Origin of the sequence: Sphaerotilus microaerophilus, assembly GCF_023734135.1 — a bacterium.
Lineage (GTDB): Bacteria > Pseudomonadota > Gammaproteobacteria > Burkholderiales > Burkholderiaceae_C > Sphaerotilus > Sphaerotilus microaerophilus.
In genome coordinates this window covers 3,587,654-3,608,963 of sequence record NZ_AP025730.1, presented here as the reverse complement: position 1 = coordinate 3,608,963, position 21,310 = coordinate 3,587,654, and the positions used below count along the sequence as shown (strand labels likewise).

The following is a 21,310-nucleotide window of genomic DNA, read 5'->3' as shown; positions in this document are numbered from 1 at the left end:
TCGCAGAATCTCAGCGAGACATCAGCGCGGCGCGGTGCCCGAGCAGGTCCATCACATGCTGCGGCATGCTCGATCGCAGTTGCCGCTCCAGCTGCTCCAGGTGGCTGGCCACCGCGCGGTAGGAGCCCACCTTCTGGTACAGCAGGTTCTTCTCCTGCGACAGCTGCAGCAGCATGGCCTGGCTGCGCTGGCGGATCTGCTGGGCGCGCTCACGCTGGCCCTGCTGCAGCAAAAAATCCTTGTCCAACGCTGCCATCCCCAGGCGCAGGTTGCGCTCCAGGAACACATAGGCGTAGTCCGCGGCGATCAGGTCGCGGTATTGCGCGATCAGGCTGTCCGCCAGGCCCGATCCGGGGATCGACGAACCCACCGACAACATCTTGTAGACGGGCTCGGTGGTCTGGTTCACGAAGCCCAGCTCGGCGGAGTTGTTCGGGATGGCCGTGCGCGTGGCGATCTTGTCTGCGATGGAGCGCATCAGCGTCTCCACCTTCACCGTGAAAGGCGTGTGGCTGTAGGTGGTGTCCAGCGTGACCACATCGCAGTCGCTGTAGTTGTTGCAGCGCAGCAGGTGCTGCGACACCCCGGAGCCGGAGCTGTCACCCTGGCCATACAGCAACTGGCTGATCGAGGTCAGCGTGGGCGCGATCGGCTCCGGATCCCGGGCGGCCTCCTCCGGATGGAAGATCACGGTGCCCACCAGGCTCATGATCAGCTCACGCTCCGCATCGTCGAGCTGGTTGCTGGCGTACTGCAGCGCCTTCCAGGTCAGGTTGCCGACAAAGGGCGCGCGGTTGCGCAGGTTCGGGTCCGACGAGCGCCGGGCCGAGGCCAGGATGCTCGGGCGGTCCGCGGCGCAGCGCCGCCGCGCGCCATCCCGGTCGCTCTCCAGCCCCATCTCGATGGCCAGGTCCGCGCAGGTCTCCTGCGAGCTGAACCCGGTGGCGTCCGCCGCCGAGCTGACCAGGGCCTTGGCGGCTTCGCAGGAGCTGATGCGTGCGTTGTTGATCCAGGTCTCCAGCCCCTTGGCCCACTTCGTCAGGCCGCCCAGCATGGGCGACACCGACTCCAGCGCCAGCTGAAACGCAATGCCCGGCAAGGCCGCGGTGATGTTGCGCAGCATGTTCTTGAACTCGTCGGCCGACAGGTGAGAAAACGAGCCTGCAAACACGTCGATGCCGCCACAACCGCCCTTGGCACTTGGAAACTGCACGGCCGCCAACTGGTAGACCTTGTTGGGCGTGCGCATGAAGAAGCTGCCGCCGGTGTAGGTGTTGAAGGCCTGGCCGCGGAAGGCACCCGGTGCCGTGACGTTGCCCACCGCCCCGAGCTGGCGGAACATCGTGTCCACCTCGCTGTTGAGATCCCCCGCAAGGGCCAGTGGATGCGGCAGCGCCAAGCTCAAAGCGATCAGTGCGCACCCCGTGCGACGACGCAACACGGACAGGTCGATCATGGCTTGATTCCCCAGGTTGGGCCGGGCAGGGCCGCGGTGGTGGTCAGATCGTTGCGAAGTGCCGTGCTTCCTGCCGCAACTCCCACCACACCACCCGCTGCACCACCTGGCGCGCCTTCGGCCAGGCTGCCCAGGCGCTCCAGCAGCTGCGCCTGCGACAGCACCCCGAAGCCGATCGGCGTGATGCGCCCTGCCCCCGGCTGCGCCAGGTACAGCGCCGGCACCTGGCTGACCTGCAACGCCCGGGCGATGCCGTTGTCCTGCCGTGGCTGCGGGTACTGCGGCAGCGAGCCGCCATCCACCGTCACGGCTTCCACCCGCAGCCCATGCTGCTGAGCAAACGCCGCCAGCACCGGCGCCATCGCATGGCAGTAGGGACAGTCGCTGCGGAAGAAGAACAGCAGCACATGGTCGCGCCCCAGTGCCGCCACCGCCCGGCTGCGCGACTGGGCCTGCTGCTGGTCGTAGACCTCCAGCGCCAGGGCGTTCACCGGCCGGCCCTGCAGGCTGGGGTCCAGCTCCGGCTGCATCCAGGCCACCCGCCGGGCCACGTCCGCAAAGGCCGAGGCCCGTGCCACCACCTGCGATTCCAGTGCCATGTAGCGGCGCACGTTGGCCTCACTGGGCTGAACGATGGCGATCTGGCGGAGCTCCTCCAGCGCCTTCTGCAGGCGCTCGAACTCCAGCAGCTCCGGTGCCCGGGGTGGGCGGGTGACAGACGCTCGATCCGGCACAGCAGAAGCCGTGGCAGCGGAGGCTGGACGGGCCACAGGGCGCGGTGCCGGCCCTTCCGGCTCTTCCGGCAGTTCGTAGAAGTGCCAGCCGCGCCAGGCATCGGTCCAGTAGCCGCTGCCCTGAGCCTGACAGGGCAGGGCGCAGGTCGCCAATGCAATGACCAGCAGGGATTCCAGGGCGGGCACACCCGACATGGCGTCTCACTCCAGCGACCGGGGCGGCTGCCCGTCGCGGCAGAAGTTGATGCCGAAGGCCAGCGACCGCGGCCCCGCGAGGTCGGCTCCCGTCAGGCGCACCCCTTCTTGCCGGAAGGTGACCTGCAGGCGTCGGCAGCCCGGCTGCGAGAAGTGGCGCAGCGTGACCACATCGACCAGGACCGGTGCCGAGGTCTGGAAGTGCTGGGCGAGGCTGCGCGCAGAGTCGCCCACCAGCACACCCTGGGCGCGCCCATCGGCCGCATCGAGGGCCCGCAGCATCAGCGGCCGCGCATCCTCCACGGCCAGCCGGCTGCCGGCGGCGGGAGTCGGTCCTGCGGCCAACAGGAGACCCAATCCCAGCAGGGGAGACACCGGCTTCATGGGCAACTCCCCTGTCCGTAGTAGCAGCTGGGCGCCCGCCTGCCCACCCGGCTCTGCAGGGCGGCGGCGTCCGGCAGCGTGGGCACCAGGGAGGCGTAGAACTCCGACAGGTCCATGGCGGCAAAGTCCAGCGCCTGCAGCTGCGCCACCGTGAAACCCGAACAGTCGGGCGAGCGTTCATTGCCCCAGCCCTTGCCGAGCTGCTGGCGGCCCTGCTCGTTGATGATGCGGGCCAGCCTGGAGTTGAAGCAGCACTTGGAGGTGGTCCGTTCGGTGCAGGACACACAGCTGCCCAGCACCCTCAGGCAGGTGGAGCACCAGTCGCCCACGCTGTGGCAGAGCCCGGCGCCTTCCTTCATCGCCAGACGGGCTTCGTCCTCGTTGCAGGAGGTCAGCGACAGCGCGGCGTAGAACACCGCTGCCACCGCCAGCGTCCAGGGATCGAAGGCAACCACCACGCTCTCGCCGGAGTACAGCGCCACCGAGCCGGCCGGCAGGGCTGCCCCGTTGACCGCCACCGTGATGCCATAGCTGCTGAAACTGCCCACAAACCCCTGGCCCATCAGCAACGCCTGCAGGCCCTGCTGCACAAAGCGCTGGTTGCCGGGGTTCATCAGCAGGTCGTAGACCAGCCGGGATCCCATGCCCAGCACCGCCAGGTTGTGCATCGAGCCGCCGCGGGTGTCTGCGCTGCAGCAGTTCGTGAAAAGGCGATCGCGGCAGCGGTTGCCTTCGCCTCGGAACACCTCCATGCGGTCGGTGTCCAGGTAGACCCCGGCCTGCCGGCCAGCCTCCAGCATCGTGATGCTGCGCGCGAAGTCCGCATCGGCCGGGGCTGAGGTGTCGAAGCAGTTGCCGTTCAGGCAGAAGGTCTGGGTCGGGCAGCCGCTGGCGCTGGTCACCGTCTCCGCAGGCCGGGGGCAGGAGAAGCGCTCTTCGACCATCCGGCAGGCGCCGGTGGCCGGATCACTGTGCAGGCAGCTGGAGCCCTGCGGCGTGCAGCCGGCTGCCACGAGTTCGGCACAGGGGTCGGCCGGCACCCACCCGGCGCAGGTCAGGCTGCGGCTGTACTCCCAGCAGTCCCGGGTGACCGGCGCGCCGTCGATCAATTGGGTGGCCGGGCCGTGGGTGCAGACCTCCGCCGACGTCGCCGAGGCTGTGCAGCGTCCGCCTGCTGCCAGGTTGGGGCATTGATCGTCCCAGCGGTCGGTCTCCGTCACCGTGGAGCGGGCCGGCTCGTAGGACAGCTGCAGCGTGGGGATGGGGCCGAACAGCGGGTTGACCGCCCAGCCCACCACGCTGCGGCTGCTGGCCGGGGTCCAGTACAGGCTTGCCAGGCTGCCTGTGCTGTCCGAGCCGGTGTAGGGCGTCCAGCCGGAGGAAGGGGCAAAACAGCGCTGCGGGTCCAGGCCGGTGTTGCTGCAGCCGTTGTCTCCCGCACAGGTCATGGCCTGGATGAGGTCACCACCCTGGGTGCCCGCCGGGCAGGCGGAGTAGGTGGGCAGGAAGGGTTCGACGCTGGTGCAGGAAAGCACCGACTCATTGCCGCCGATGCAGGTCTCGCGCCGCTCCGGGGCGATCAGCGCGGTCAGGGTGCAGACCGGGCCGCTGCAGGCGGAGTCGGACACCCAGACCCCTTCACGGATCGGCTGCCCGTCCAGCGCAGAAGGACTGCTGCCGAGCACGGCAACGAGCGCAGGGAAGGGCGCTGGCCGGGTCAGATCCACATCAAAGAAGGCCAGGGGGCTGCCGCCCTGCGTCACCCGAAAGCGCTGTGCCGTCAGCGGCCGGTCCGGCAGGCACTGCGCATCCAGCCCGGCTGAGCCGGAGCCGGCGTGGGCGAACCAGTCGCCCGGGGTGCAACTGCTGCTGCGGGTGATGGCAACGCTGAGTTGACGGCTGCAGCGCAGGCTGCCGGGTTCAGCGGAGCGCAGGCAGCTGCGTGGCTCGACGCGTGCCGGCAGGGCGGTGACGCTGGTGCTGCAGCCGCTGTAGTAGGCCGACAGATCGCCCAGCTGGGACGAGGGAGAGCGGTTGATCGCTCGCGCAGCCGCGACGGATGGGTCATCCACCGCCAGGCCCGGGCGGGCGGTGTTGGCCGAGGCCTGGGCTCCCAGCAGGGCCTGGCAGACCGGGTCCTGAGGTGTGCTGGCGCAGGCTGCCAGAAGGCTGTTGCCCTGCGTTGCCAGGTTGGGCTGGCGGTAGAAGCTGCGCTCACCCGGGCTGCTGGTGTAGCCCGGCACCGCGGCTGAAGCGCTCGGGGTGGTGATGCCTCCGCGGATGACCGGGTTGGCGGCACGCCCCGCCGCCAGGCCTTCGTCATGTGGGCCGGCCAGGCTGGTGGTCTGGGTGATCAGCAGGCTGGAGGAAGCGATGAGCGCAACGAGGCGGCGCAGCGCGGTGCTGCGGGTCGTCGGTGGCGGGAGGCTGGCGGTGGACGGGGTGGTGGGCACGCCTCATCGTGGGGCGTGGGCGGGGCGGTGTCTCGGGGAAAGGGGTGGGAGGTGAGGGGGGTATTGGGGTTTGCGGGGCGGGCTGGGATGAGGTGCGCCAATCACGGGTCGGTCGCCGGAGCGGTCAATGGCACCAACTCATGGGCCCCGGTGGTCGGCAAACAGGTCGGTGATGTCGTTCCCCACGCCATAGCCGATGTGCTGGCTGCGTTTGTGCACCACCGCCAACCGACCCCACCCTGAGTCTTGCTGGTCCGTTGGCAAAGCGGCCACCGCCTTCATCGCCTGTTCAAACATGCGCACCAGGGCGCCCAGATAGGTTTCATCGTCCATGCCCACATCACAGGCAAAGCCCGAGGCCCGCTCGCAAAAGAACACCGTCAGCTCGGCCAGCCCTTCGGCTGTGCCGGACGCCTTCTTGTAGTCCGCGATGGCCTTCTTGGCCTTGGCGACCGAGGTGTCCTGGTTCCTGAACACATCGGGCCACAGCCAGCGGTCGATGGTGGCCTTGTAGGGCTTGAGCACGTCGTCGCCCAATTGCAGGCGGGCATGCAGAAATGCCTGGTTGTCCTTGTTGGCGGCGTAGAGGTCTTGCACCAGGCCCAGCAGGCCGGCGCGGTCGAATGCGGCCAGCTTGGCCTTGGCGTCGCTCCACGACGGCGAAGGCTTTCCGGATGATTTGCTCATAAATGGCTCATGCCGCTAGGCGCTCTCTGAACTCCTCTCGGCGGGTCCAGGCGATTGGGGTGATGTCATAGCTGCGCAGGGCGTCTTGGACGGCCTCGCTAACCCGGTGATCCCGATCATTCAGGACCGCAAATGCCAGTGAATCGGAGGGGCGAACATCCTTGGTATCGACCCACGCAAAGGCCGCGCTCTGCGCGTTGTCTTTGTTCGGGTTGTTGATGACACGCAGGATGCGCTCCGGTGCGCGCCTTGACTTGGGAACGACGAAGTCGAACTGGTGGTTGTACCGGCTGTGCCCGACGAAGTTAGCCCGAGGCGTGTAGCGCACATCGGCATCGTCCAACCACAGCGCCACGTCTTCAAAGAAAAAGCTCTCGACGTTGGCGCGGGCCACATAGAACAGGTCGTTGACGGCCAGGATCGCCTGCACCAGGCTGTGCTTGCGAAGTGGGAAGTTATCTTCCGTCGCTTTGATTTCAAGCGCCTCGTCGTTCAGTTGCACGCCAAAGCCGTTCAAGGTCGTGGCCAGCAGTGCCTTGCGACGGGGTGTGTCCAGTTCGCAACCAGATTGGGCCAGGTCGGCGATCGTGTAGCCGTCGTCGGTCAGAACCCACTCGGTGCCTTGTCGCCGCAAATAGATCTGGAGGTAGTCGTTGTGCCGATCCAGGTAAGGCGTGGTGATCTCGATCCAGCCGTTGAGCTCTCGCCAAGCCGTCTTGGATTTCAGCCAGTCGTAGTAGTTGCGGATGAGGTCGTCTGTCGCGCTCATGAAAACAGCCCTCGCACGATGTTGGGACTTTCGACGACACCGCAGTAGGCCATGAAGTCGTGCAGCGATTGCCAGGCATCTTCAGGCTGACTGAGCATTCCGGGCGGAACCTCCACCGCCCACTTGTCGCCGTAGCCCTCGCGGTAAAGGTGCAGGTGTGGAACGCCCACCTCGGTGCCGTCTGGATTGCGGTGCGGCGCTGCGAAATCGAGTCGAGCCAGCACGACAACCTTTCGTCCACGGGTCTGATAGCCGGTGGTGAGGGCGATGCGCTTGCGGTTGATGTCCAACGAGAAGAACTCTCGCTGATCCCGCGAAGCCAGTGGGACTTCGATGCGACCTCCAAGGTCTGGAAACTGGTGTGCTGCCGGCGAAGTCGGCACCTTGTCCAAACGGAACAGGGCGTCTGCTTCGGCCTGTGTGAGCGTGTCACTTTGCATGTCTCACTCCTTGATGGACGTACCGAATACGCGCTCCAGCGTCGCCGGCAGCAGCGCCGAGTTGGCTTGGCGAATGGCGGCGTGCTTGGCTTTGAGCGCCTGCGTGTGCTGGTAGATGGCTCGGAGTTCGAGCTGCTTCGCCATGGAGGGCACGGGCATCTCGTAGCTGAGGAAGGTCGATGGCTGCAGCCTGCGACGGCGGGCATTGGTGCCGCCGCTGATCTCTGCAAGTGCAGGCCAAACGTCGGGCGTGCGGAAGTAGATGTCCAAGACTTCGGGCAGCACCGCTTCGGTGTTGACAGTGAAGACGGGGAACTCTGGCGATACCACCATGCCATCGCATTCGGCTGGCACGACGCCCAGCGCGCCTTCCCAGGCCATCAGCTTGGGGTAGATGAAGTCACCGGTGCGCACGGTGGACAGCCGTTCGTAGGCGAACTCGCTGCCCATCTTGACGGCGCTGGGAAACACGCCGCGGCCGAAGGAGTAGACGCCCGCAAAGCGGTACTGGGCTGTGCCGTCGACGGCCACGTCGGGCTGGCGTTGCGAGACCAATTCCGACATGCGGTGCTTCGTTGGCTGCGCGCCCTGGGGATGGAAGATGTAGCTTCGGATCAGGCGCTCGGCATCGCGCTCGACGGCATCGAGATGCGCTTCGACTTGCCGCGTCTTCTCGGTCAGCTGCATGATGCGCGCGATCAACGCATGTTGAACGTCAAGGGGAGGCAGTGGCACGGCGATGCGTCCGAGCTTTTCCACGCCCAGTGTTCGATTCCGCCCTGCCCCGCCAGGCGATGCCTGTAGAACTTGCGCTCGGCCGTCCTCGGATGCGGTGAGATAGAACTTCAGGTATTCGGCGCAGGCCCGCGATGGGTCGACCACACAGGTGATGAAGCGGTGCGAGCCGTACCGGCCGTTGTCGTCGGGCGAGGCAACTGCGATAGCACCTTCCCACGCGAAGACGTTCGAGAAAACCAAGTCCCCAGGCTTGATCTCAAACAGCCGCTTGGTGCCGGCATCCGCGCCATGCAACGGCGGCTTGTGGAAGGTCCCCTTACCAAATGATCGAATGCCCAGCTCTGGATAGGCATGGTCAGGTTGAATGTCTACCTCTCTGCGGACGATAGGCGCGATGTCAGCCAGCGTTGCTGAAGGCCAAGCTGTCATTTCGTGGCCTCCACATCTCCCCGCCCCACCCGCCGCGCCTCCAGCTCCCGCCGCGTCCTCTCCAGCTCCGCCTCCAGCAGCCTGGCCTCCGGCAGCACCGTCTGGTACTCGGCCGCCATCACCTTGTTGGGCAGGCCGTCCAGGGCATAGCGGGCCACGGCGGCATTGGTGCGAGCGCACAGGATCAGGCCCACGGGCGGGTTCTCGCCTGGCAGCGTCCAGTGCTCGCGGGCGTAGTTGCAGTACATGTGCATCTGCCCCACGTCGGCGTGGCCCAGCTCGGTGAGCTTCAGGTCGATGATGACCAGGCAGCGCAGTCGGCGGTGGAAGAACAGCAGGTCCACCCGGAACCAGCTAGTGCCAATGCGCAGGCGGCGCTGGCGGCCCACGAAGGTGAAGTCGCCGCCCAGCTCCAGCAGAAAGTCTTCCAGCCTGTGGATGAGCGCGTCTTCCAGCTGCGATTCGGAATACTCGTCCTTGAGGTTGAGGAACTCCAGGACGTAAGGGTCCTTGACGGCTTCGTCCGGGGTGACCGCATCACTGGCCTGCGGCACGCTGCCTTTTTCCAGCACGGCGCGCTTGTTCTTGGATAACAGGGCTCGGGTGTAGAACTGGCTCGAAATCTGACGGTCGAGCTGTCGCACGCTCCAGCCACCGCGCAGGGCTTCGGCCTCGTAGAACTCGCGTTCCTTCTCGCTGCGTGTGCCGCGCACCAGGCGCACATAGTGCGACCACGACAGCGGCAAGGCCTGGGACAGGTGTTCCAAGGTGAAATTCCGAGACAGTGTTTCGGATTTCTGGGGGACTTCGGGTGCCGGCAATTTCCGAGACAGCGTCTCGGAAATGTGTGCAGTCGGATAGGCGAGGTAGAACAGACGCATCTGCTCCAGGTTGTCGACGCTGAAGCCGCGCCCAAAATGCCGTTGCAGATCAGCCGACAGCCTCGGCAGCAAGGCCTCGCCATAAGTGGCACGGTCTTGCCCGTCTTGCTCGAACTCCACGATGCGCCGGCCGATTTCCCAGTAGCTGGCCGTCATCAGCGCATTGACGCTGCGGGCCGCAGCACGACGGGCGGATTCCAGCAGGGTAACGATGTCACCGTGAACGCGGGCATACCCGTCGCCTGCTGATGGAAGTACGTCGCTCATGTCTGCACCTCGTTCACCAGGGCCTCGATCTCACCCAGCAGGCGCATCACCTCCGCCTCATGGCTGCGCATTGACGCGATCAGGTCCTTGGGGTCGGCATGCGCCAGCCCGGTCCTGGCCTGAGGGTTCTTGAGATCGAGGTTGTAGATCGGCCAGTACAGGGCATCACCGTCGGCCTGGGCCGCTTTGGCGGCTTGTTCGTGGGTTTGCTGCAGCGCTTTCAGCTCCCGCAGACGATTCTGCAAGATGGGCCTGTCGGCGCTGGGTGCCTCTGCCAAGGCCTGCTCGACGTTGCGAATCGTCTGTGCCCTCGCCAGGGATGCGGCCCGCTCAGCCTCGGCGCGCTGCCAATGGGGCGTTGCGGCCTGGATCGCCGCTGCACGCTTGGCGGCGAAGTCAACTTTCCAGGCCTGAGGCCCTTCCTCACGGGCGTTCCACCAGGTCTGGGCCTGCGCGAACTCTTCAAATTGCAGCGGTGCAGTCTTGCTGTATTTCTTGCGGCCTTCCGGCAGCGGCAACTCGTAGTACCAGATGGTGTCGGTGGGACCTCCGCGCTCGAAAAACATCAGGTTGGCGGGTATGTCGGTGTACGGCGCGAACACGCCCTGCGGCAGCTTCACGATGGTGTGCAACCGGAACTCCTTCAGCATCTCCTGCTTGATGACGGCACAAATGCCATCACCGAACAGCGTGCCGTTTGGCACCACCACCGCCGCACGTCCGCCACGGACGGCGGCCTTGCCACCGGCCACCGGGGCGCCGGCCACTCGCAGCTTGCGCATGATGTATTGCAGGAACAGCAGCGCCGTTTCGGCGGTCTGCATGTTCGGCGGGAAGTTGTTCTTGATGCCGGCCTCTTCCTCCCCGCCGAAGGGTGGATTGGTGAGGATCACATCCACGCGTTCGCTGTGGCCGATTTCATTGATTCGCCGCTCCAGCGTGTTGCCGTAGGCGATCTGCGGCGCCTCCAGCCCATGAAGCAGCAGGTTCATCTGGGCCAACATGTAGGGCAGCGGCTTGGCCTCTTGGCCATACAAGGAGCCGCTCTGCAACGTGCGCCGCTGGTCAGGGTTCTTGACCTGGCCGGCCATATGGTCGTAGGCCTCAACCAGAAAGCCAGCGGTGCCGCACGCTGGATCCAGCACCGCCTCGCCAAGTTGTGGGTCCATGGCCTGCACCATGAACCGCACGACCGGACGCGGCGTGTAGAACTCACCCGAGTCGCCCGCTGCGTCGCGCATCTCGCGCAGCATGGATTCGTACAGGTGCGAGAGGGTGTGGATCTCTTCGCTGGCGCTGAAGTGGATACCGTTGATCTTGTTGAGGATGTCGCGCAGCAGGTAGCCGCTGACCATCCGGTTCTGCACGCCCTTGAAGACGTTGGCAATGACCTCGCGCTGGCTGCCCCTTTGGTGGTTCACGCCAAGGTTGGCCAGGCTGCGCAGGTAGGCAAACAAGCCGGGGCCGGCGCTGCCATCGGCGCGGCGCGTCTGTTCCTGGCCGATGAAGGCCAGCAGTTCGTCGCCGCTGATGCCGTCCTCGCGGGCTGCCCAGTCTCGCCACCGGTACGGCGCTTCGATGATGGGCTCGTAGGGCTTGCCGTCCAGTTCGGCCTCTTCCTCGTGGACGATCTCAAGATCGTCCAGGAACTTCAGGAACATCACCCAGGTCAGCAGCGGCAGGCGGTCGGCGTCGCCGTTGAGGCCCTTGTCCTTGCGCAGGATCTTGCGGGCTGTTCCGATCAGGGCCGACAGGTTCTCTCGGGTGGTGAGCAGCGCCTTGGCGGTCTTTCGCGGCGCGCGGGTCTTCTTTTCTGCCTGGGCGGTGGTGCTGGCTTTGGCCATCGGGTCGAGTTCTCGGGAACGGTGTACGGATTACAGGTAAAGCGCGCCTTGCAGGCGTGCCACGGCGTCTTTCATGCCGCGCACGCCGCCGAAGTGGCGTAGGGCGATTTCCGAGGGGCTACCGTAGCGGTCGAAGGGCTGAACCTTCATCAGATCGGACAGCGCGTTGAACTGGAGGATGCCGCGCTCGATGTAGCGATCGAGCAGCAACGTCAGGATCTCGCGGGCCGTGTCACTGTACTGACCGAACAGGTCCTGGGCCTGGCGCCGCGCAGCGTCGGCTCGCTGGCGGCGGGTCAGCAGCGGCGCGTTCCAGGCCAGATGGCACAGCAGGTCGAAGGGATCGGCGTCGGGTTGCTCACTGCTGGAGGCCAGCTCTTCAAAGCTGATGCCGCGCTCGGTCAGCTCGCGCAGCACCTCGCTGCGGGTGTTGGGGTCGGCCCAGGCCGATTGCAGAGCCTCGCGGCTGGGGTACAGCGTGCGCACCGCGCGGCCGGAGTACTCGGTGTATTTCACCACCTGCAGCTTCTTGCCGTCGGTGTCCAGGTCGTAGACCAGGTGTCCGATGACCTCGACCTCGCCCCCGTCGATGTAGAACTTGCGGGGCTCGATGAACGATTCGTCCATGGGCTCGTTGACGACGATGCCCGTTCCGGGGCCGATGTGCTCTTCAGGCAGTTCATACCCGGGCGGGACGGTGCCCGGCGCTGGCTCGGGTTCAGTCTCGGGAGTCAATTCAACGACGGCGATCTGCTCGCCGGCCTCGTCCACCGTCACTTCTTCGATGCGCGCGGGCTCGCCGTCGAAGTCGGGGTCCGCGAAGTGCCGGGTGGCCGTGCCGGTGAAGTCGATGATGTTGAAGTATTCCTTGCCATAGTCCACCTTCAGGCGGGTGCCTCGGCCGACGATCTGCTTGAACTCCGACCGGGAGCCGACCACGCGGGCCAGCACCACGTTCTTGACCATCTCGGCGTCCACACCCGTGGTCAGCAACTGCGAGGTGGTCAGGACCACCGGTGCCGGCTTGTCCACGTCCTGGAAGTCGGCCAGGTGGGTCAGGCCGATCGAGCCTTCATCGGCGGTGACACGGCAAACATAGTCGGGGTAGGGCCGGACGAGGTCGCTGTTGAGATTGACCAACTCCTGGCGCATTTCGGCCGCGTGCTCCTGGTCCACGCAGAACACGATGGTCTTGGCGAAGCGGTCGGTGCCCCTCAGGAACTCGGTCAGGTGCCGGGCCATGGCCTGGGTGCGCGACCTGAGGGCCACCACGCGTTCGAAGTCCTTGGTCTGGTACTCATCGTCGGGAACTTCGCGGCCGTAGCGATCCAGCTCGTCCTTGCCCGGCCGCCAGCCGGCAGCGTCTACGGTGGTGATGACGCGGTGAACCCGGTAGGGCGCCAGGAAGCCATCTTCAATGCCTTGGCGCAGGCTGTAGGTGTAGATCGGGTTGCCGAAGTAATCGTAACTGTCACACGATTCCTCGCGCAGTGGGGTGGCCGTCATGCCGAACTGGACGGCCGGCTCAAAGTAGTCGAGCACGGCTCGCCAGGCGCTTTCGTCTCGGCTGGAGCCACGGTGGCACTCGTCGATGATGATGAGGTCGAAGAAGTCGGGGCGGTACTGACGGAACACGTCCGCGCTGGCCGTGGTCAGGGCCTGGTAGATGCCGAAGTACATGTCTCGGCCCTGGCTGACCTCCCCACCGGCGATCTTGTGGCGTGCGTCGCCGAAGGGCGCAAACATCTTGGCCATGGGGTCGTCCACCAGGATGTTGCGGTCCGCCAGGAAAAGGATCTTGGGGCGGCGGTATTCGCCCGTGCGGTTCCAGCGGCTGTTCCAGAGCGTCCAGCAGATCTGGAATGCTACGCAGGTCTTGCCGGTGCCCGTGGCCAGCGTGGCCAGGATGCGCTTCTGGCCGAGCAGGATGGCCTCGACCACTCGGTGGATGGCAATCTGTTGGTAGTAGCGCGGCACCTTGCCCGAGGCCAGGTTGAAGGGTTCCAAGAGGTGCGGCGCAGCTGCGGGCGGCAGGTTTGCACCACTGCTCAACCTGGCGAACAGCTCATCCGGCGTGGCGTAGCGGTCGACCTCGGTTTCGGTGCCGGCGAGGTAGTCGATCTCGATGATCCGGTGGCCGTTGGTCGCGTAGGCGAACTTGAGTCCCAGCGCCTCGGCGTACTCCCGGGCCTGCTGCACACCCGTTTCGGCAGGCAGGCTGGCGTCTTTGGCTTCGACCACGGCCAGGGGAAAGTCACGGCGGTAGAAGAGGATGTAGTCGGCCCGGCGCTGCTTGCCGCGCCGGACCTTGCCGCCGGCCACGAAGATGCGACCGTTGGTGAACGTGCGCTGTTCCCCGATGGCGCAAGGCGAAGCCGCCCAGCCCGCCTGAACGATCTTGGGCGTGACCCATTCCCGACAGGTGTCGGCCTCCGTCCTGGCATTGTTGTTCGTCTGCTTGCTGGTCATTGCCCGCTTTCCTCCTGTTTGTCGCTGTCCACGACGCCATTGGGCCACAGTCGAGCGGCATCAAACGAAAGCTCGCAGGCCCTTCGACGCCGTACGCCGACGCCCATGTCAGTCAGGCTCTTGCGCGGCAACGAGCCGTGATGCCCCGACACTCGGGCTGCGACGGATCGGCTTCAACTCCCGAGTCGAATAGACTTCAAATTCAGCTCAACTGCTGAGTCGATAATGACGAGCATTCGACTCATCTCCACCTCAGCGCATGAAAGCCCGCGCATCCACTTACGTCTGGCAGCACCCGGACTGGCCCGATCTTCGGTACGACCGCGTTCGTGTCGGCGAGGTCCTGGCCAAGGCGCGGCGTGCGCAGGGCCTGGTCGAAGGCAAGCTGGCGGCCCTGGGCATCGAACAACGCCTGGAACTGGCTGCGGAAGCCTGGAGCCAGGATGCGCTGGCCACCTCGGCCATCGAGGGCGAACGACTGGACCTGGCCGCCGTGCGCAGTTCGGTCGCAAGGCGGCTGGGCGTGGGCAGGCAGGATGGGCCGAGCGCGCCGCGCAACGTGGAAGGCCTGCTGGACATCATGGACGACGCGGTCCAGCGCTGCAACGACCCGCTCACGCACGAGCGCCTGCACGCCTGGCACGCCGCGCTCTTTCCCACCGGCTACTCGGGCATGACGAAGATTCGCGTCGGTGGCTACCGCGAGCATGCCGAGCCGATGCAGATCGTCAGTGGTCGACTGGGACGGGAGGAGGTGCACTACGAGGCACCACCGTCGGGCCGCGTGCCTGAGGAGATGGATCGTCTTCTACGTTGGTTCAACGCCGCCAGCGAACCGGACACCTGGGTGCGGGCTGCGCTCGCACACCTCTGGTTCGAGACCATCCACCCCTTCGAGGACGGCAACGGTCGCCTCGGGCGCGTGCTGGTCGACCTGCTGCTGGCCCGCGACAGCGGCGAGGCCAGTCGCCAGTTCCGCACATCCCAGCGCCTGCTCGATCGTCGCCGCGACTACTACGCCAACCTGGAACGCGCCCAGCATGGCGACCCTGACGTGACGCACTGGGTGTGCTGGTTCGTTGAGCAAATGCAGGCCGCCTGCGAAGAGGCGTCGACGGTGGTGGACCACACCCTCGTGAAGGCCCGCTTCTGGCTGGACCACGGCCGCACAACCCTGAGCGAGCGTCAGCGCAAGGTGATGAACCTGCTGCTGGATGCCGGCCCGGGTGGCTTCGACGGCGGCATGAGCACGAAGAAGTACGAGAGCGTCACGGGCGCATCGCGGGCGACCGCATCGCGCGAACTCATCGACCTTGAAGCGATGGGCTTGCTTCAGCAGCTGGGCGGTGGCCGCTCAACGCGCTACTACGTCAATCTGCCGGGGTGGGTGCCAGAGTCCACCTAGGGAACCCCTGCGCAGATCCATCTGAGATGTGCCTTCAACTGCGACGCTCGGACGGATTGCCGGATGGCTTTGTGGTGGTCAGACAAGGCATCACGGCAGCATGGCAGGAACGGACCCATCTGGAGCTGGCGTCCATGACCGATCGGCTGACACGGCTGCTCAATCGCGCCTGGCTTGAACGCAGGCTTGACACCCAACTGGGTTCGACGCCGCTGAGTCCTTGGCCATGCTCTACCTCGATTCGGGTGACTTCAGGCGTAGGCGGCGTGATGGCACCGAGTGTTCGTTCTACATGGCAGTCCATGCCCTCCCTTATCGAACTTCAGCCCAACTCCCAAGTACCTTGTGCGCATACCCGAGACTCACATCCCCTGCAACCTTCGCGAACCTTGTACCGGCCGCACAGGCCTCTGCCGCGCATTCGACCCCTGATCGACCGCCACGCGCCAGTACAAACGTGGGCACCTGCACCACCCCATACCGATCAAATGCGGTCGGATCGATCTGAACGGCCACCCGCTGCGACCCGATCAACTCGTGCATCCTCGCCACCGACGCCTGCACCGACCCTAGGTGCAATCCCCGCAGCACCAGCGTTGCGCGGGCCTGCGCCGCCTGGGTGACCAACCGTTGCAGCGACGCCTTCGGCATCCCCAGGCTGATGAAGACCAGCAGCCGGGGGGCGCTTGGTTGCGCCATCGGCGTGGGGCTGCGTTGAAACTCGAATCCCTTGGCCAGCGCTTCCAGGTCCAACGGTGGACGGTTGCTCGGTTGCGGCAGCGCGTCGATTTGGGGTGAGCGCGGAATCGGCACCCGGGCCAGTTCTTCCTCGCTGGGCATGCGATGTTGTTGGCGGGCCCGTTCGATGTCGGCCGGCGTAACCACGGGGTCTCCTGCCCCACAGCAGCTCCAGGCCGCCAGGCCTGCCAGCAGGGTGGCAAGTTTCAGATGCAACCGAGTGCCCATCGCCTTCTCCTCAGAACCCCAGACAGCAGTTGCGCTTGCGAAACAGCAGGAACGCAAAATCCTCCCCCCGCACCGGAAACTCCTTGCCTGCTCCCCAGACGACGGTGCTGCGCCCAAAGGGCTGACAGCAGTGGCCACCGTCCTTGGCGGTGTTGGCCACCGGGTGGGTGAGCTGGGTCTTGTAGGCCGTCTTGTCCATCGTCGGCAGGAAGTACGGCCCACACAGCCCGGCGTGACCATGCCAGCCCCAGGCCAGCAGCTCGCGGTGCATCTTGGCGGTCAGGCGCTGTGCGATCAGCTCCGCGGTGCGCACCCCACCCATGTGGTACGGCACATGGCCGTCCAGCGGGTAGACGCCGCCCTGGCAGCCGGCGCACCAGAACAGCGCCTCGATCCCAAACCCCACCGTGGCCGCCACACAGTCCGCCGCGCAGGCGGCCACCGCCACCGGGTTGGCGAACAGCACCGCCTCCGGAATGAGGATCAATGTCAGCTCATCGTCGTTCCACAGCGGGTCCACCTCGGTCAGGTAGGCCAGGTCGAAGGAGCCCTTCTCCAGACACGGAAAACCCGCCACCACCTCCAGCCAGTACAGCACCGGGTTCATGTAGAAATGTGCCTGGTAGAAACTGCCGCCATCCCCATCGCCTTCCGCGTGCGTGAATCGCGCCGCCGCGGGTGCGGCCAGACCCGGGTCCAGATCGATGCCGCCCAGTGCTGCCAGGCAGAAGGGTTTGCGCACCGCCTCCACATGGCGGGCCGGCTCCCAGAAGCCGATCGACAACCCCACCGTGGGGTTCAGGCCGCAGCTGCACACCGGACTCGACGGGTTGTCGATGTCCTCCTGTCCATCGATGTTGGCGATCGTGATGCTGCCAATGCTGATGGGCAGGATGCAGCTCCAGCAGATCTCGGTGATCGGGTTCGGGAAGCGGCCGGTGCAGGTCAGGCTGTCGGCCGACTGCACCTTGGACCCTTCGCCCAGCAGCATCCAAACGGCGAGGACGGCGATGGCCAGGGGACGCAGCCAGGCGTTTCTCATCGCAGCGCCAACTCATCGATGCGCAGCCGCAGCCCTTCCTGCGACACCAGCGCCGGCACCTGCCGGATGCCCAGCCGCCGGGTCAGCGTGCCCTGCTGGTCGTAGTACACCCGCACCTGCCAGGCCTTCATCAGCTCCAGGTAGGAGCCGCCGGTCAGGATCAGCTTGAGGCCCGCGCCATGCTGGCGGGCCAGCTGCTGCGCCTGGTTGAGCTGGCGCCTATCGCGGGCGTCGAAGAACAGCAGCCGCTTGGACAGCGACACCACCTCCAGCGGGTTCTTGCGGGTGCCGGCTGCAAACAACAGACGACCCTGGACATCGGTGAGGTTGCGCTCCAGCACGAAGCTGGGGTCCACATGGAAGCTGCGCGCCTGCCGGGTGGCCTGCAGACCCTCCACCGGTGGAGGGTTGCGCACCGTGGCGATGCCGCGACGGCGCGCATCCTCCATCAGCCGCTGCAGCTCGCCGCTGCGCTCCTTGGCCCGCAGCTTGTGCTGGATTTCCTCCAACAGGTGGGGTTCGCTGATGGCGTAGGTGGGGCCGATCACACCGAGGTCGCTGTTGGAAGCTGGACCCACCGCGCCTGCTGCGAGGGCCGTATTGACCGAGCCCAGCAAACACAGGGTCCGTTTGCAGAGACAGAACGTCCGGCGCAGAGCCAACCGACCGAAGGGCTTCATGCGGCCTCCTCAAAACAGCACCACCGCCGTGCCCAGCACCTGGTCGGCGCGCACCAGCCCGCTCTCTTTGTAGCGGGAGTCGAAGGAGTCCGGCCCGGTGCCTTGCACGTAGAAGTGCCCGGGCGGGATCACCCCCGCTGCGATTGGATGCAGGGCGCGACCGTCGACGCTGTGCGTCTTGGCCACGCCCATCGGCTCGCCGTTCAAGGCGACGCTCTGACTTGTCACCGTGACCACGTCGCCGGGCAAACCCCGCAGCACCTTGAAGAAGGGCTGGCCGCGCAGCCCCGGGCGGTCCGCAGCCGCCTCGCCCTCGAAGCGGTAGACCACCAGGTCCCCGCGTCGCAACTTAGTGCCGCCCTGGCGCAACCAGACCAGGTGGTGCGGCAGGCTGGGCGTGACGTTGAACAGCAGGGGCAGGCGGGGGCTCGGATCAATGAACAGCCGCAGCGCCGCCAGAACCCAGATCAGCAGCAGCGCAGTCAGGGCCCCGCGGTGTGCACCCAGTGGCGCCAACCAGGCCCGCAGCTGCAGCAGTCTGCTCAACGCTGCGTTCATGGCCGCTCCAGCATGGCCTGCAGGCGCCCGGTCAAGTCGACCGTGCGGGGGGAGGGCGCCACCACGGCGGAGCGGATCATCACCAGGCAGCCGCATTCCCGGCCGAGCTCATCCAGGGCCTGCGGAAGGCGCTGCGCGAAATGGCGGGCCACCTCCAGGGCCTGCTGCCGCTCCTCATCGCTGCTAGCGTGGGTCAGCAGGCGGGTGAACTCGGCCTCCTTGCTGCGATAGACCTCACCCACGTCCACCACCGCCAGCTTGAGCGCGGGCTGAACCTGCCAGCGGTCGTAGGCGTACAGCGCGCCGGCAGTGACCAGCAGGCTCGCCAGCAGCATTCCGAGCAGAGTTCCCGGCAGACGTCCCGGTGGGGGCCGATCGTCGGAGCTCATGCCACATGCCCCCGCCGGCGCAGCAGCTCGCCGATGGCCTCGTCAATGCTGAGCCCTTGCGCCCGCAGCTCATCGATCGGTGCGTTGTCCTCCAGCTTGTTCGAGAACAGCAGGTGCGTGGCCGGGTCGAGGATGTTGCGCGCCACCCCTTCGCCCACCGGCGAGGAGATGTACAGCTCAGAAAACGCCCCCGGTTCCGTTCGCAGCGAGTTCAGCAGCCGCTTCTTGGGCTCGTCCATCGTCAGCCGCCCCTTGCGGTCGAGCATCTCGATGGACTCGGGCTTCTGGCGCAGCAGGAACACCCAGTCCGAGCAGTTGAAAGCCGCCTCCATCTGGGTGGAGCTGTAGAAGTCGTCGGCGCTCTGGGTGGCGGTGCCCAGGGCCCCGCCGTACTTGCGGGCACGGCGGGCGGCTTCCTCCACCACCGCGGCCTTGACCGGATCGTCGGCGCCGATGTCGCCCAGCTGCTGCTTCAGCTCGTCGACGAAGAGCACCTTGCGCCGGTTGCGGGTGAGGTACATCTCGCCGGTGATGCGGTGCAGCAGCAGGATGTTGACCACCGCATGCAGGTCCGGTCGGCGCTTGAGCTCCTCGTTCTCGATGACGATGAAGTCGTTGCTGAAATCGACGTTGTTGTGCCCCTCGAAGAAGCGCGCGTACTGGCCGCCCCGGGCGTAGGGGTTGAGCATCACGGCCAGGTCTTTGATGCGCTGGTCGCCGTTGAGCCCCAGCTCTTCGATCGAGCCGTCCTTGAAGGCGTCGCGCAAGGCGGTGATGCGCAGCTCCTGGCCGTAGGACTTCCAGAGCTTGAGCACCATCGCCGAGATGGCCTTGTACTGGACCTCCTCCAGCGGGTGCTGCATCGAGCACATCTTCGAAATGCCCGGCACCAGCATGTCGATGTCCTCGTGGATGTCGACGACGTGGCTGAAGGGGTCCAGGCAGATGTCGACGTCCGCCTTGAACTCGATGTAGGTGCCGCCGGCCTTGCGGCAGAGCTTCTCGAAGGAACGGCCCAGGTCGAGCATCCAGACCTTGGCGCCGATGGCGCGGTAGGACCAGGCCATCTCGTTCATCAGTACCGACTTGCCCGAGCCCGGCGCGCCGATGATCGCGAAGTTGTAGTTGCCCAGGTCGTTGTCGAAGATGTCCAGCGTCATCAGCTGGCCGCGCCGTCCGCCGAAGACCAGCGCCGGGGTGCGGGTGCCGCGCCACTCCGCCACCAGGGGCGCCAGGTGGATGGCGTTGGCCATGGTCTTGCGCGAGACCCGGCGCATCTTGGCCAGGTCCTTGTGGAAGCGCTCGGACAGCGTCATCGGCAGGCTGGCCAGCAGCGCCTGGCGGTGCATGTAGGTGTCCGCGTTGAGCTGGAAGCCCCGGCCGCGCCAGATCGCGTTGGCCGCTTCGTGGGCGGGCACCGCCTTGCCGGGGGGCGTGAACAGCGCCAGCTGGTGGTAGAGGCTGACCAGGCTGCCGCCGGTGTCGATCGCGTCGGCTGCGGCGGTCCAGTCGTCGAGCTTCTTGCGTACGTCGGGCATGACGTCGGCCATCTTCGACTTGGCGTTCTGGGTCGCCCGCACGTGGTTGGCCGTCACCACCGACTTGGTGACGTTGGGGTCGAGGATGTGCACCCCCAGCGTCAGCAGGAAGGGCGCGTTGTACTGCAGCGCCGGCTGCATCAGGTCGCCGATCAGCGAGCCCATCTGCCACAGCGCAAAGCGTTCCGGAAAGCTCTTGATCGAGTAGAAGCGCAGCTCCAGCGCCTCATCCCAACCTTCCTTCCACAGCCGCAGGCCGCTGGGCAGCGGGTCCTGGATGGTGTCGAAGTCGACGATCTGGTCGCGGATCTCGCGCCCGTCGTCGTAGTGCAGATCGGGGGCGTCGGTCTGTGCGATGCGGTCCGGGTTGGTGAACAGGGCGCACCAGTTGATCAGGTCGGCGGCATCGCAGACCCGGTTGGGTAGCGAGGCCGAACGCAGCGTCGAGGCCATCGAGTCGCGCAGCGCCAGCACAGCATCGCGGTGCTGCGGCTCGCCGGCCGCCTCAGGGGCCACCGGGCAGGACACGCTGAGCATCAGGCGGAAGTCGCGGATCGTGTAGTGGAACCCCGCCGTGAGCGAATGCTGGGCGCCCTGAAGCAGGTGGCCCACGCGTTGGCGGGCCAGCTTGCGAAACAGGTTGTCGTTGCGCGCCGGGCGGCCCCACTGGTGGGCCTTGTCCGTCTGGTCGCCGTCCTCGAGCCGCAGGTTGGCGTAACGCCGCAGCTGCTCGCGCACGTGGGGCGAGGCGAACAGGTGCAGCTGCACCCCGACGCCGGGCGGGCAGTTCGCGTACAGCGACACCAGCACCTCGGCCATGCGGTCGTCCGCGCCGGACTGCGGCATCACCTCCAGCAGGAAGCCCAGGTTGTCTCGGTTGACGAACAGGCGCTCGGTCGGCAGGTAGGCCGAGTAGGGCAGCCAGGAGGCGAACTGCTCGGCAGGAGACATCGCCTCGCCACCGAGGCCGAGTCGGGCCAGCAGGC

The 21,310-nt window shown here is 66.3% G+C and carries 18 protein-coding genes; 1 reads left to right on the top strand and 17 read right to left on the bottom strand.

The annotated features are described in order from the left end of the window. Positions 1–10: 10 nt before the first annotated feature. From NGK70_RS15490 to hsdR, 11 genes are all read right to left on the bottom strand, one after another. Entirely contained in the window at positions 11–1,456 is a 1,446-nt protein-coding gene (locus NGK70_RS15490; protein ID WP_251969416.1) for a conjugal transfer protein TraH, read from the bottom strand. Continuing rightward, a complete protein-coding gene (gene traF / locus NGK70_RS15485; RefSeq protein WP_251969415.1) occupies positions 1,453–2,385 on the bottom strand; it encodes a conjugal transfer protein TraF in 933 nt (310 codons plus the stop codon). Before traF (NGK70_RS15485) ends, NGK70_RS15490 begins: the two co-directional genes overlap by 4 nt. A 6-nt stretch (positions 2,386–2,391) precedes the next feature. After that, complete coding sequence (locus NGK70_RS15480; protein ID WP_251969414.1) at positions 2,392–2,769, bottom strand: hypothetical protein; 378 nt, start codon at positions 2,767–2,769, stop codon at positions 2,392–2,394. Next, entirely contained in the window at positions 2,766–5,222 is a 2,457-nt protein-coding gene (gene traN / locus NGK70_RS15475; RefSeq protein WP_251969413.1) for a type-F conjugative transfer system mating-pair stabilization protein TraN, read from the bottom strand. The genes NGK70_RS15480 and traN overlap by 4 nt, the downstream gene beginning before the upstream one ends. 138 nt (positions 5,223–5,360) lie before the next feature. Then, entirely contained in the window at positions 5,361–5,909 is a 549-nt protein-coding gene (locus NGK70_RS15470; RefSeq protein WP_251969412.1) for a hypothetical protein, read from the bottom strand. Positions 5,910–5,916: 7 nt separating this feature from the next. Beyond that, positions 5,917–6,678 (bottom strand): DUF1829 domain-containing protein, encoded by a 762-nt coding sequence (locus tag NGK70_RS15465; protein WP_251969411.1) that lies wholly within the window; start codon positions 6,676–6,678, stop codon positions 5,917–5,919. Continuing rightward, positions 6,675–7,118: a DUF6978 family protein gene (locus NGK70_RS15460; RefSeq protein ID WP_251969410.1), complete on the bottom strand. Its 444-nt coding sequence runs from the start codon at positions 7,116–7,118 to the stop codon at positions 6,675–6,677. The genes NGK70_RS15465 and NGK70_RS15460 overlap by 4 nt, the downstream gene beginning before the upstream one ends. 3 nt (positions 7,119–7,121) lie before the next feature. Then, positions 7,122–8,285, bottom strand: coding sequence for a restriction endonuclease subunit S domain-containing protein (locus NGK70_RS15455; protein ID WP_251969409.1), 1,164 nt, complete (start codon positions 8,283–8,285; stop codon positions 7,122–7,124). Then, positions 8,282–9,433, bottom strand: a complete 1,152-nt coding sequence (locus NGK70_RS15450; protein ID WP_251969408.1) for a PDDEXK nuclease domain-containing protein — start codon at positions 9,431–9,433, stop codon at positions 8,282–8,284. The genes NGK70_RS15455 and NGK70_RS15450 overlap by 4 nt, the downstream gene beginning before the upstream one ends. After that, the gene (locus tag NGK70_RS15445) at positions 9,430–11,277 is read right to left on the bottom strand and encodes a class I SAM-dependent DNA methyltransferase (RefSeq protein WP_251969407.1); all 1,848 of its coding nucleotides are present in this window, start codon (positions 11,275–11,277) and stop codon (positions 9,430–9,432) included. Before NGK70_RS15445 ends, NGK70_RS15450 begins: the two co-directional genes overlap by 4 nt. Positions 11,278–11,307: 30 nt before the next feature. Beyond that, positions 11,308–13,746 (bottom strand): EcoAI/FtnUII family type I restriction enzme subunit R, encoded by a 2,439-nt coding sequence (gene hsdR, locus NGK70_RS15440; RefSeq protein ID WP_251969406.1) that lies wholly within the window; start codon positions 13,744–13,746, stop codon positions 11,308–11,310. Positions 13,747–14,005: 259 nt separating this feature from the next. On the opposite strand from hsdR, the gene NGK70_RS15435 reads away from it, so the two are divergent. Further along, the gene (locus NGK70_RS15435; RefSeq protein WP_251969405.1) at positions 14,006–15,151 is read left to right on the top strand and encodes a Fic family protein; all 1,146 of its coding nucleotides are present in this window, start codon (positions 14,006–14,008) and stop codon (positions 15,149–15,151) included. 312 nt (positions 15,152–15,463) lie between these two features. On the opposite strand, the gene trbC is transcribed toward NGK70_RS15435, so the two are convergent. The 6 genes from trbC to traC all read right to left on the bottom strand — a co-directional run bounded on the left by trbC (position 15,464) and on the right by traC (position 21,275). Next, positions 15,464–16,117, bottom strand: a complete 654-nt coding sequence (trbC, locus tag NGK70_RS15430; protein ID WP_251969404.1) for a type-F conjugative transfer system pilin assembly protein TrbC — start codon at positions 16,115–16,117, stop codon at positions 15,464–15,466. A gap of 10 nt (positions 16,118–16,127) precedes the next feature. After that, positions 16,128–17,108: a TraU family protein gene (locus tag NGK70_RS15425; RefSeq protein WP_251973797.1), complete on the bottom strand. Its 981-nt coding sequence runs from the start codon at positions 17,106–17,108 to the stop codon at positions 16,128–16,130. Between the two features lie 47 nt (positions 17,109–17,155). Beyond that, positions 17,156–17,737, bottom strand: a complete 582-nt coding sequence (gene traW / locus NGK70_RS15420) for a type-F conjugative transfer system protein TraW (RefSeq protein ID WP_251969403.1) — start codon at positions 17,735–17,737, stop codon at positions 17,156–17,158. A gap of 111 nt (positions 17,738–17,848) precedes the next feature. Next, on the bottom strand, positions 17,849–18,385 hold the full coding sequence (gene traF / locus NGK70_RS15415; protein ID WP_251969402.1) for a conjugative transfer signal peptidase TraF: 537 nt from the start codon (positions 18,383–18,385) through the stop codon (positions 17,849–17,851). Positions 18,386–18,393: 8 nt separating this feature from the next. After that, entirely contained in the window at positions 18,394–18,732 is a 339-nt protein-coding gene (locus NGK70_RS15410; RefSeq protein ID WP_251969401.1) for a hypothetical protein, read from the bottom strand. Positions 18,733–18,782: 50 nt separating this feature from the next. Next, positions 18,783–21,275 (bottom strand): type IV secretion system protein TraC, encoded by a 2,493-nt coding sequence (traC, locus tag NGK70_RS15405; RefSeq protein ID WP_251969400.1) that lies wholly within the window; start codon positions 21,273–21,275, stop codon positions 18,783–18,785. Between the last annotated feature and the right edge of the window lie 35 nt (positions 21,276–21,310).